At 45.6% G+C, this 12,101-nt stretch carries 15 protein-coding genes; all 15 read right to left on the bottom strand.

Features of this window, described 5'->3' with window-relative positions; genetic code table 11:
* Window positions 1–8: 8 nt before the first annotated feature.
* Window positions 9–689, bottom strand: coding sequence for a molybdate ABC transporter permease subunit (gene modB / locus ABD734_RS04950; protein ID WP_344701989.1), 681 nt, complete (start codon window positions 687–689; stop codon window positions 9–11).
* On the bottom strand, window positions 670–1,425 hold the full coding sequence (gene modA, locus ABD734_RS04945; RefSeq protein ID WP_344701987.1) for a molybdate ABC transporter substrate-binding protein: 756 nt from the start codon (window positions 1,423–1,425) through the stop codon (window positions 670–672). Before modA ends, modB begins: the two co-directional genes overlap by 20 nt.
* Before the next feature lie 202 nt (window positions 1,426–1,627).
* A complete protein-coding gene (gene ssb / locus ABD734_RS04940; protein ID WP_344701985.1) occupies window positions 1,628–2,122 on the bottom strand; it encodes a single-stranded DNA-binding protein in 495 nt (164 codons plus the stop codon).
* Between the two features lie 21 nt (window positions 2,123–2,143).
* Window positions 2,144–2,443, bottom strand: a complete 300-nt coding sequence (gene rpsF / locus ABD734_RS04935) for a 30S ribosomal protein S6 (RefSeq protein ID WP_344701983.1) — start codon at window positions 2,441–2,443, stop codon at window positions 2,144–2,146.
* 115 nt (window positions 2,444–2,558) lie between these two features.
* Window positions 2,559–3,659 (bottom strand): redox-regulated ATPase YchF, encoded by a 1,101-nt coding sequence (gene ychF, locus ABD734_RS04930; RefSeq protein WP_344701981.1) that lies wholly within the window; start codon window positions 3,657–3,659, stop codon window positions 2,559–2,561.
* A 12-nt stretch (window positions 3,660–3,671) separates the two neighbouring features.
* Entirely contained in the window at window positions 3,672–3,866 is a 195-nt protein-coding gene (locus ABD734_RS04925) for a DUF951 domain-containing protein (RefSeq protein ID WP_344701979.1), read from the bottom strand.
* Window positions 3,850–4,815, bottom strand: a complete 966-nt coding sequence (locus ABD734_RS04920; protein WP_344701977.1) for a mechanosensitive ion channel family protein — start codon at window positions 4,813–4,815, stop codon at window positions 3,850–3,852. The genes ABD734_RS04925 and ABD734_RS04920 overlap by 17 nt, the downstream gene beginning before the upstream one ends.
* A 3-nt stretch (window positions 4,816–4,818) precedes the next feature.
* Entirely contained in the window at window positions 4,819–5,589 is a 771-nt protein-coding gene (locus ABD734_RS04915) for a ParB/RepB/Spo0J family partition protein (RefSeq protein ID WP_344701976.1), read from the bottom strand.
* 105 nt (window positions 5,590–5,694) lie between these two features.
* Window positions 5,695–6,507 (bottom strand): ParB/RepB/Spo0J family partition protein, encoded by an 813-nt coding sequence (locus tag ABD734_RS04910; RefSeq protein WP_344701975.1) that lies wholly within the window; start codon window positions 6,505–6,507, stop codon window positions 5,695–5,697.
* A 13-nt stretch (window positions 6,508–6,520) separates the two neighbouring features.
* Window positions 6,521–7,237 (bottom strand): 16S rRNA (guanine(527)-N(7))-methyltransferase RsmG, encoded by a 717-nt coding sequence (rsmG, locus tag ABD734_RS04905; protein WP_344701974.1) that lies wholly within the window; start codon window positions 7,235–7,237, stop codon window positions 6,521–6,523.
* Window positions 7,234–9,117, bottom strand: a complete 1,884-nt coding sequence (gene mnmG, locus ABD734_RS04900; protein ID WP_344701973.1) for a tRNA uridine-5-carboxymethylaminomethyl(34) synthesis enzyme MnmG — start codon at window positions 9,115–9,117, stop codon at window positions 7,234–7,236. Before mnmG ends, rsmG begins: the two co-directional genes overlap by 4 nt.
* Before the next feature lie 13 nt (window positions 9,118–9,130).
* Complete coding sequence (gene mnmE / locus ABD734_RS04895; protein ID WP_344701971.1) at window positions 9,131–10,510, bottom strand: tRNA uridine-5-carboxymethylaminomethyl(34) synthesis GTPase MnmE; 1,380 nt, start codon at window positions 10,508–10,510, stop codon at window positions 9,131–9,133.
* 14 nt (window positions 10,511–10,524) lie between these two features.
* Complete coding sequence (gene jag, locus ABD734_RS04890; protein ID WP_344701969.1) at window positions 10,525–11,319, bottom strand: RNA-binding cell elongation regulator Jag/EloR; 795 nt, start codon at window positions 11,317–11,319, stop codon at window positions 10,525–10,527.
* A gap of 16 nt (window positions 11,320–11,335) precedes the next feature.
* Complete coding sequence (gene rnpA, locus ABD734_RS04885) at window positions 11,336–11,671, bottom strand: ribonuclease P protein component (protein WP_344702027.1); 336 nt, start codon at window positions 11,669–11,671, stop codon at window positions 11,336–11,338.
* Window positions 11,672–11,784: 113 nt separating this feature from the next.
* Complete coding sequence (gene rpmH / locus ABD734_RS04880) at window positions 11,785–11,922, bottom strand: 50S ribosomal protein L34 (RefSeq protein WP_000240855.1); 138 nt, start codon at window positions 11,920–11,922, stop codon at window positions 11,785–11,787.
* Window positions 11,923–12,101 lie beyond the last annotated feature (179 nt).

Below are 12,101 nucleotides of genomic sequence, written 5' to 3'. Positions count from 1 at the left end.
CAGGTGGATCACCGATTTCTGACCCTGACAAAATACATCATGATGAAAGAAATGATGACGATAGTAATGACCCACATCCATGCCAGCGTCATCTTTCCTGAATCGAGGGCGATGTATATTGCCGTTGGTACTGTCTGTGTACGACCCGGGATGTTTCCCGCAAACATAAGTGTCGCGCCGAATTCGCCTAACGCCCTGGCAAAACTCAGTACGCCACCCGCAAAAAGCGCTTTTGAAGCGAGTGGAACCGAAATACGGAAAAAAGTCTGGAAACGGCCTGCACCATCTACCTTAGCAGCTTCTTCTATATCATGATCCACATTCTCAAAACCAGCCTTTGCTGATTGGTACATGAGTGGAAACGCCACTACTGCACTGGCGATGACAGCGGCATACCAGGTAAAGATGACCGGCTGATCAAACAGCCAAATTATCCATGATCCGAGCAGCGCGTCATTGCCAAATAGGACAATCAGCAAAAAACCGACGACCGTCGGTGGCAGCACGAGCGGCAGCATGATGAGTGTTTCAATGATGGATTGTCCAGGAAACGTCCGTGATGTCATCCACTTTGCCATAAGCGTGCCTGAAATGACTACAATGATAAAAGCAATCAGCGATACTCTTATGGAGAGTCTGATGGGATCGAAAAATGCCTCCCACGTTATACTATTTAATAGTGAATCCATAGCTTTCAAACACCTTCAATGCTGCATCAGTCTGGAGAAACTCATAAAATTCCACTGCAGCTTCATAATTTGGAGCCTCTTTTAGGACACCCGCCGGATATTCTATCGTCGTATGGGAACCAGCAGGGAATTCATGAATGATTTCCACCTTATCACTCACCAATGCGTCAGTCCGGTAGACGATGCCGGCTTCCACATTACCTGTCTCTACATAAGATAACACTTGTTTGACATCTTTTGCATACACGATATCATCTTCAAGTTCTTTAAGGATATCCATGCCCCCCAATGCTTCTTCAGCATAGCGGCCAGCTGGTACCGAATCCGGGGTCCCGATGGAAATTCTGTTCACCTGATCGAGGGAACTGATTGACACTTCTTCCTCTTCTACAGGTACAATCAATACTAGAGAGTTTCCGAGCAATACCGTCTTGTTTTGTTCATCAATCCTACCCTCGTCCATTAACAGTTGAAATTTATCTGAAGCCGCTGAGATGAATAGATCTGCAGGCGCCCCTTTGGAAATCTGTTGCTGCAATGTACCTGATCCACCGAAGTTGAATGAGATTTCAACGTCGGGATGATTATTCTCATAAATCTTTTCCAGTTCTTCCATCGGAGCGCTGAGGCTCGCTGCTACAGAAATTGTAAGCGCGGATTGAGACTTCTGTCCTCCACTGCATGCGGCTGATAGAATTGCGGTCATGATGATCATGGCAAAAAAGCGACGGCCCATAGTAAATCTCCTATCCTGTCATATGCTTACTTGCCATTATAACCATTTATGATTCTGTATAGAACGCTTTACTTGGAATTATTGTGAAATAAAAAAGGCATCCCGGATTTCCGGGATGCCTTACGTATAGAATCCACACTATATTCTATACACACACATACTTCTCACACGTTAATCAGTCACCCGTTAAATCGGGCACTTTTTAGAATGGTAGGTCATCATCACTGATGTCGACCGGTCCATCTGCATTGGCAAATGGATTTTCCTCAACTGAATCCTGACGGGAACGTTGAGCGGGTTTTGAACCAGTGGACTGATTTCCATACGCATTCTGATAGCTGTCTGCTGAGTTATTGTTTTGTTGATTACTGCCTTGCCCTTTAGGTTCCAGGAACTGTACACTATCACACACTACTTCAGTCACATATACTCTCTGCCCTTCCTTATTCTCATAGGAACGGCTCTGCAACCTGCCGTCAACTCCTGCTAGGCTGCCTTTTTTAAGATACTGATTGACGTTTTCTGCTTGCTTACGGAAAACGACGCAGTTTATGAAATCAGCGCCACGCTCGCCATTCGCATTTGTGAATGGGCGGTTGACTGCCAAAGTGAAGGTTGCTACAGAGATATTATTCTGACTGACTTTCAGTTCAGGGTCTTTTGTAAGACGCCCGACCAGTACAACACGGTTCAGCATGTAATCAACTCCATTGTATTATTACTTTTTTTCTGCTTGTTCGTCGCGGACAATGATATGACGGATGATATCATTGTTAATTTTGGCCAAACGTTCGAATTCATCTGTTGCTTCCACATCTGCATTTACTTTGATGATGTGATAAAGTCCTTCAGTGAAATCTTCAATCTCATATTCGAGACGACGTTTACCCCACTCTTTTGATTCGACGATTTCCGCACCTTGTGAAGTCAAAACGTTATCAAAACGCTCAACAAGCGCTTGTTTCGCATCGTCTTCAATGTTCGGGCGGATCACATATAGAATTTCATATGCTTTCATCTTCTACACCTCCTTATGGTCTTTAGCGGCCTATCTCCTTGGAAATAGGCAAGGAATAATTTTCATTACTCACAATCTGAAATTATACCAGTCATCGACTCATTTTACAATCTTTTTAAACGTTAAATCTGAAATGGACGACGTCGCCATCCTTCATGATATACTCCTTACCTTCCAGGCGCACCCTGCCCGCTTCCTTGGCTTTTGCCATATTACCGTTTTCGACCAGGTCGTCGTAGCTTACGGTCTCTGCACGGATGAAGCCTTTTTGGAAATCGGTGTGGATGATACCTGCACATTCCGGTGCAGACATTCCTTCCCTGAATGTCCAAGCACGTACTTCTTCGACTCCAGCTGTGAAATATGTGGCCAGCCCAAGCAGATCATAAGTTGCTTTAATGAGCTTATCCAGTCCGGATTCCTCTATGCCCAATTCTTCCAGGAACATCTCTTTCTCGTCTTCCTCAAGTACCGCTATCTCCTCTTCTACTTTCGCTGAGATGACGATGACTTCAGACCCTTCTTTATCTGCGTATTCACGGATTTTTTTCAGGTTATCATTCTCTTCCAGACCACCAAGATCCTCTTCAGAGACATTGGCGACGTAAAGCATCGGCTTTTGTGTCAGAAGGTGGAGCGTCTTGACCATTTGCGCCTCTTCTTCCGTAAAATCCAATGCACGGACCGGCTGGTCATTTTCCAGACCTTCTTTGATTTTGCTCAAAAGATCGCGCTCTGCCATCGCATCCTTGTCTTTTTGACGGGCCATCTTCTCAAGTCTCGGCAATCTTTTCTCTATACTTTCAAGATCTGCAAATATGAGTTCCATATTGATGATTTCAATATCATCGATCGGATCCACTTTTCCGGACACATGGGTGACATTATCGTCATCGAATGCCCGCACCACCTGACAGATGGCATCCACTTCGCGGATGTGGGCCAGGAATTTGTTGCCGAGACCTTCGCCTTTTGAAGCCCCTTTTACTATTCCTGCAATATCCGTAAACTCGAATGCTGTCGGAACAGTCTTTTTAGGTTCGACCATTTCAGTCAAAATGTTCAATCTTTCATCTGGTACTTCCACGATGCCGACGTTCGGATCGATTGTAGCGAATGGATAGTTTGCCGCGAGTGCGCCTGCTTTAGTTATTGCGTTGAATAATGTGGATTTGCCGACATTCGGCAATCCGACTATACCTGCTGTCAGAGCCATCTGATATCACCTTTACGATTCATATTTTTTTCTTACCATTTTCATTCTCTTCTCGAAGTCGCGGCGCGGCATCATGATGACCCGCCCGCATTCATTGCATTTGATTTTTATATCTGCACCCATCCGCGTAATAGAAAAGAGTCTACTGCCGCAAGGGTGTGGTTTCTTCATTTCAACGATATCATTCAGATCATAATTTTTTGCCATACCTGTCACCTTCATCTTTAGCCATTTTACCATCATAATCCTGTATGTCCATTTTAGGTACAGAAATGTAGATACCTTTGCTTTCGAGATGATTTTTGAGCGACTTCCTTACACGCCGCGTCACACCGAAATGTTCCATAGGCTGGGTCTCAAGCATTACACGTATAATTGCTTCACCGCTCTCTATGCCTTGTAGACCCAACAATTCTGGCTGTGCCACAAGCATTTCTTCTTCCTGCCAATGCTCAGCAAAATATGTCTCAAGTATTCGTTCCACCCTATCCAGATCTTCTGAGACGGATACATTGATATCGAGCATCGATATCGCATTATACCTGGAAAAATTCACAACTTCATTGATGGTACTGTTCGGCAGGTTGATGAGTTCACCTTCCCAGCCTTGAATCCTCGTAGCACGCATCCCAAGAGAAATGACTTCTCCCTCCGCAACAGTCGTGCCTGATGTGTTCACCCGTACGAAATCGCCTTTATCGAACTGATTTTCTAGGAGGATGAAGAAACCGGTTATCATATCTTTCACCAAGCTCTGTGCCCCAAAACCTATAGCGAGACCAACCACTCCGGCACCGGCAAGGAGCGTGCGCACAGGCAGGCTGAATGTTTCAAAGATCATCATGATGATGACGAACCATATGAAGACGCTTGCTGCGTTCTCCAATACATTGATCAATGTCTGATTGCGCTTCTCATTACCCTTCAAACGGGATTTTGACTTTACTTTAAAAAAGTTTTCAATTGTCCGATTGACAATTCTGATCAGAACCATCGCTATGATAACTAGAACTATCGACCAAATGATCTTCGAAGCGAGATCCGTCCATATATCTGGATCTTTGATCGTCGCCATGATTTCTTCGATGAATGTGAGAGGGTCTTCTGTTGTTGCCATCAATATATTGCCGAACACTGTTTCCACCTTCGCTTTCATTTATTATTCTTTCTCAAGGAGTGCAATGATTCTTCTGTATTCCTCTTCATTTTTAAACTCGAATGAGATTGTCCCTTTTTTGCGGGATTTCTTGATTTCCACCGTGGTGCCAAAGCGTTCCTTCAAGGCCTTTTCCTGTTTCTCGATAAAACGCGGTTTACTGTTTTCTACTTTTTGCCTGACGGGTTTTTGTTGAAGGCTTTTTACGTAGGATTCAAGTGCACGCACACTCATCTTCTCTTTGACGGCATAACGTGCTGCCTGTTCCATCTGCAGAGTATCGTTCAAAGCAAGCAGCGTCCGACCATGAGCACCTGAGAGTTTTTCATCATTGATCAACATCTTCACTGTATGCGGAAGGTTGAGCAGCCGCAACATGTTTGCTATGTAGGGTCTTGACCTCCCCAGTCTTTCTGCCACTGCATTTTGGGTGATGTCGAGTGCTGTCATCAGTTCCCTGTAGCTCATGGCTTCTTCCAGGGGATTCAAATTTTCACGCTGCAGATTCTCTATGATGGCAAGCTCCATCATCTCAGCGTCCGTCATCTCTTTAACTATTGCTGGAATCCTTTCCCGACCAAGCATCAGACTGGCTCGGTAACGCCTTTCTCCAGCGACAATATCATATCCTTTGATGGATTTCCTGAGGATGATTGGTTGTATTACGCCGTGCACCTTGATGGAATCCGCCAGCTCACCTAATTTTTCTTCATCGAATTCCATACGGGGCTGATAAGGGTTACGTCTGATATCGGAAATTCTGATCTCTTCCATTTTCATTTCGCCCCCCGTAATTTTACATGAAATTGTTCTTGCCTAGGATACATCATTTGGATCTGATAATTAAAACGTGAGAAAGACACCCACATGTGTGAGTGTCTATTTATATATTCTGATGGTCATCTCTTTAAAATCGGCAGTATCAGAAGTTTCGCAGGAAACATCCACTCCCTTGTTCTTGAGCCGTTCCACTTCACGGTTCAAGCCATTGAGGGCGAATGAGGCATCCTGATTGAAGTCCATTTCATCATTAGCCGGCTGAATTTTCTTTTTCACTGCCATTTCAGTATCTTTTACAGTCCACTTACGGGCTCTGATGTCTTCTAACACTTCACCTTGCTGGTCATCTTCTAGACTCAGCAACGAGCGTGCGTGCCGCTCCGTGATTTCCTGCCTTTGGAGCGCTTCGATGACTGGTTCGGACAATTTCAGCAGCCTGAGCTTGTTCGCAATGAAGGATTGGCTTTTACCCAAGTTTTGGGCAAGGTTCTTCTGGGTGATGCCATCCATCTTGAGCAGTTTTTTGTAGGCTCTGGCTTCTTCTATACTGGAAAGGTTCTCCCGCTGGATATTCTCGATCAGGGCGATTGCTGCAGACTCAGTATCCGTCAGATATTTGACGATCACTTCCGCCTCTTCACGGTTCAGCATCTTCAGTGCCCGGAATCTGCGCTCCCCTGCAATAATTTCATACATGCCTTCTTCAATCGGCCGTACGGTTATCGGTTGCAGCAGACCATGTTCTTCAATGGAGTCAGCCAGCTCCCTGATCCTATCCCGATCGAATTCAGTCCGCGGTTGATACCGGTTGGGGACAATATTTTCCATAGGCAGATGTTGGAGTGAGACCTTCTCCTGCTGGTTTTCACTTTTATCCATCAGACCGAAAAGTCTTGAAAATGGTTTTTTCACACATGTCACCTGCCTATTTCTTTAGTGGAGATTTATTTGGAGTCCCTGGTTTACGGGGATATTTCCTGGGTGATTTCCTCTTTTTCTTGATATCGATTATATAACGCTCGCTGTCTTCTTCAGGCAGTGTGAAATTATGGGTGTCCATAATTTCACCCCCCAGCAGCTCTAATGCAAAATCGCTGTCCTCGAGCTCTTCCATCCCTTTTTTACCTTTAAGGACCAAGAAGTGTCCGCCTGTTCTGACAAGTGGCAGACACAATTCGGCAAGGACATTCAGATGGGCTACGGCCCGGGCAGTCACAATATCGAACATATGGCGCTGAGGACCTTGGCCGAACGTTTCCGCCCGGTCGTGGACTAGGTGAATCTTATCAAGTTCGAGCTCTGCAGTCAGTTCATTCAAAAAGATGATACGTTTATTCAAAGAATCCACGATGGTCACCTTTAAGTCTGGTCTGACTATTTTTAGCGGGATGCTTGGAAATCCTGCACCTGCTCCCACATCACATATACTTGCCTCTTCGGGCACGGTAGTATGGAATAGAGGGGTGAGCGAATCATAGAAGTGCTTCAAATATACACCCGCTTCATCCGTCACAGCAGTCAAGTTCACCTTATCATTCCATTCGACCAGCAAATTGAAATACCTTCTGAACTGGTTGATCTGGCCATCGCTCAACTCTATTCCTTGTTGTTTCAATGCATCTATGAATTCTTGTTCGTTCATGCGTGCACCCGCTTGATGTTGCCTTGCTCTATATAGACGAGCAGAATCGAAATATCCGCCGGGTTGACCCCTGAAATTCTGGATGCCTGGGCAATATCCAACGGTTTAACCGTCTTCAGCTTATGTCTCGCTTCAGTGGCCAGGGAGTGTATCGCATCATAGTCGATATCCGCAGGTATTTTCTTCTTCTCCATACGTTTCACTTTATCCACCTGCATAAGCGATTTCTTGATGTAGCCGTCATATTTCAGCTGTATCTCAACTTGTTCATACTCTTCCTGTCTGATTGGATGCTCTTCTCCGAGAATCTCCATGATGGACTCATAGTCCATCTCAGGACGCCTCAGCAGATCGACGGCGAGAATTCCGTCTTTCAAAGGCGTGCCGCCTCTTTTTTCAATGATGGATTGCGTATGTGCATTTGGTTTTATCCTGATATTCTTCAATCGTTCCAGCTCATCTTCTATATTCTGCTTTTTCGCTTTGAATGTTTCGTATCTCTCATCTGAAATCAGACCGATGTCATGACCGATTTCAGTCAGGCGCATATCTGCGTTGTCATGCCTCAACAAAAGACGGTGCTCTGCACGGGAAGTCAGCAGTCTATACGGTTCATTCGTGCCTTTCGTCACAAGGTCATCTATAAGCACACCAATGTAGGCATCAGAACGGCGCAGCACCAATTCTTCTTCACCAAGCAGTTTGCTCGCGGCATTGATACCTGCTATGAGTCCTTGACCTGCTGCTTCTTCATAACCACTTGTACCGTTAATCTGTCCGGCAGTATAGAGGTTTTTGATTTTCTTCGTTTCAAGCGTTGGCCATAATTGCGTCGGTACGAGGGCATCATATTCGATGGCATAACCGGCGCGCATCATTCTGGCGTTTTCAAGTCCTGGTACGGACGACAGCATTTCGCGTTGGACATTCTCAGGCATGCTTGTGGAAAGTCCCTGCACATACACTTCTTTCGTAGAACGGCCTTCTGGTTCCAGGAATATCTGGTGGCGTGGCTTATCATTGAAGCGCACCACTTTATCCTCTATAGATGGACAGTAGCGCGGCCCTGTACCTTTCACCATTCCGGAATACATTGCGGAAAGATGAAGATTGTCGTTGATGATGAGATGTGTATCTTCCGATGTATAAGTCAACCAGCAAGGCAGCTGATCCATGATGAACTCGGTCGTGTCGAAGCTGAAGGCGCGGGGAACATCGTCCCCAGGCTGTATTTCCGTTTTGGAATAATCGATGGAATCCGAATTGACGCGTGGCGGTGTACCAGTTTTAAATCGAACAATTTCAAATCCGAGATCTTTCAACTGATCCGCAAGTGGAATTGACGGCATCTGGTGGTTCGGACCACTGGAATATTTCAAGTCTCCGAGGATGATTTCACCGCGCAGGAAAGTTCCGGTCGTCACAATGACTGAATCTGCATCGTAGACTGTACCGATATTTGTCCTGACACCTTTTACAACATCATCTCTAACGATGATTTCATCCACCATACCTTGCAGGATGTCGAGGTTCGGTTCATCCTCTAGAACTTGTTTCATCTCTTGCTGATAGAGCACTTTGTCCGCTTGCGCGCGCAGTGCACGGACGGCCGGCCCCTTGCCTGTATTCAACATGCGCATTTGTATATGGGTTTTATCGATTACTTTGGCCATCTGGCCACCCAGAGCATCAACTTCACGGACGACGATACCTTTTGCCGGTCCACCGACTGAAGGATTGCATGGCATAAAGGCGATGCTATCCAAGTTGATGGTCAGCATCAGCGTACGCAGCCCTTTTCTGGCAGAAGCGAGCCCCGCTTCCACACCTGCATGGCCTGCACCGATGACGACAACATCATATTTCACATTATGTGGCATAATTTTCCTCCTTTTATTTTCCAAGACAGAACTGGCTGAAGAGCTGGTCGATCAGCTGTTCGCTGACATCTTCCCCGATAACTTCTCCAAGCAGTTCCCACGTTTTGACGAGATCGATCTGGACGATATCGATCGGCACATCCATATCTGCCGATTCTATCGCATCCGATATGACGGCCTTTGCCTGTTCAAGCAGATGGATATGACGGTTATTCGATACATAGGTTGAATCTGCGGACTGTATATCACCTTCGAAGAATAAAGTGGCGATCCTATCTTCCAGATCGTCCACCCCGGTGCCTTCAACGATTGATGTTCTGACAATCGGCATCTCGGGATATCTGGACTGAAGGGTACTGGTATCAAGCTTCGCTTCCAGATCCAGCTTGTTTACAATGATGATGACGTTCTGATCTGCCAGGGAATCCAATATCTCGAGATCCTCTGAAGTCAAAGGTTCATTGTTGTTCAGTACATAAAGAATCAGTTCCGCTTCCTTCAGAGCCTGTCTGCTCCGTTCGACCCCGATTTTCTCGACGATATCATCTGTGTCGCGAATGCCCGCCGTATCGATCAGCTTTAGCGGAATACCGTTGACGTTGACGTATTCTTCCAATATATCCCGGGTGGTACCGGCAACTTCCGTAACGATCGCCTTATTATCCTGGATGAGATAATTCAGCAGGGAACTCTTCCCGACGTTCGGCTTGCCGACAATGGCAGTGCTGAGCCCTTCCCTCAATATCTTGCCCTGGGCGCTGGTCTTCAGCAACTTCTCAATTTCCGCTTCTATTTTGGCGGATTCTTCTTTCAAGAAGGCAGTTGTCGCTTCTTCGACATCATCGTATTCAGGATAGTCGATGTTCACTTCGACCTGAGCCAGAACTGTAAGGATCCTCTGGCGCAACCCTTCGATATAAGTTTTCAATCTGCCCTGCATCTGCTGATTGGCCACTTTTGACGCTTCAGTCGTCTTGGAACGAATGAAGTCCATCACACCCTCGGCCTGGGACAGATCAATCCGTCCATTCAGGAAAGCACGCTTGGTGAATTCCCCAGGCTCGGCCATTCTGGAACCGTTCTTCAAAGTCAACTGCAGTACACGATTGACGGTGTGTATACCGCCATGGCAATTGATTTCGACAATGTCTTCGCGGGTATAGGTGCGGGGAGCCCTCATAACAGCGGCCATGACCTCTTCAACCGTCTCACCCGTATCAGGGTCTACTATATGACCATAATTGATTGTATGGGACGCGACTTCATCCAACTTCTTCGCACCTTTATAGAGGTGATCTGCGATTTCAACTGCATCTGCCCCCGACAGACGCACGATTGCGATTGCACCTTCACCAACCGGAGTCGATATGCTGGATATGGTTTCTAATTGCATGATGCAATGCTCCTTTACTTCTTTTCTATAACAATGTAACGCCTCGGCTCAGTGCCTTCGGAGTACGTATTAATCTCCTTCTCACGGCTCAGGACGTTATGCATGATTTTTCGTTCTGAGGAAGGCATCGGCTCCAGCCGGATCGGTTGTCCGCTGCGCAATGCCTTTTTTGACATGTTTACAGCCAGATTCTCCAAGGTTTCACGGCGTTTTTTCCTATAGCCTTCAACGTCCACTACTATGGTCCCATAACTTTTGTATATCGTATTGAAGAATTGCTGTGCAATCTCCTGCAGGGCATTGAGAGTATTGCCTCTTTTGCCGATGAGTTTCGCGGCCATGGGAGAAGTCAGTTCAATGGTCACTTCGTTTTGTAAAACACTCATGCTGCTCTCTGCATCGATGTTCATGTCCTTGATTACCTGCATGATGTAACCCTGTGTGAGCGAAGCGGCTTCTTCTGCAGTGTGCTCCTCTTTTCCGGCTCTGCTGTCATCGTTATCCCGCTCATCGCCCACTTCTTCGGCATAAACAATGGCGTCAGCAGATGATTTTTCATATGCAGAGGATGCCTCATTAGTTTTTGGAGATTGTTCCCTCGCTATTAACGAGTCGATGGAACCGTACATCTTCAACTCGGGATTGATGACCGTCAATTTGATGACGGCATCCCTCTTCCCGAGGCCAAAAAAGCCTTTCCTTCCTTCATCCTCCACATCAATCCGCACATCGTCCTCAGATACCTTCAACTCTTCAAGGCCTTCAACAATTGCGCGTGCAACAGTTTCACCCTCATAGATTTTAAACATGGCGGCAACCCCCGTCTTATTTTATGCATTTGGCGATCTTCAACACATGCACCAAGGACTTCTCCATCTCATGATAGTCCATGTTGCTCACAGGCTGTCTGGCGATGACCACATATTCCTTTGGTTCTAACCTATCCTGGTGTTTCTGGAAGAAAACACGAATACGCCTTTTGATTTTGTTGCGTTTAACTGCGTTCCCCAGGCGTTTGGAGACGCTGATGCCCACCCTCATATGATTTGTTTTCGGATGATCTGACAAGTAGATGACAAATTGTCTATTGGCAAAAGACTTCCTTTTCTTGAAGACAAGTTGGAAGTCATGTTCTTTTTTTATTCGGAATCGTTTTTTCATCACTGATTACGCTCACTTACATATGATATTTTATTATACAAAATACACCTTTTTTCATAAAATAGCACGCCATATGCACAAAAAAAGATCACCTTTTAGATGATCTTGAGGATTTAGGCTGAAAGAACTTTTCTGCCTTTTCTTCTGCGACGGGCTAAAACTTTACGTCCGTTCTTTGTACTCATTCTTTTACGGAAACCGTGCACTTTGCTGTGTTTACGTTTATTTGGCTGGTAAGTACGTTTTACCATATTAAATACACCTCCATAATGCTATTGCCTGTGGATTGCTTCTAAAATTGTAACTATTAAAGAATAACAGATGGACAGTCATATTTCAATACATTTTTCACCATGAGATGCCAGAAAACGCATTGTGGATAACTTTTTTGTTGATAGCTTTTGTGGATAACATCCTTGTGGATAGTTAT

Source organism: Salinicoccus jeotgali, from assembly GCF_039538805.1.
Classification (GTDB): domain Bacteria; phylum Bacillota; class Bacilli; order Staphylococcales; family Salinicoccaceae; genus Salinicoccus; species Salinicoccus jeotgali.
The sequence above is the reverse complement of the archived record's forward strand: the minus strand, read 5'-3'. Positions and strand labels throughout refer to the sequence as shown.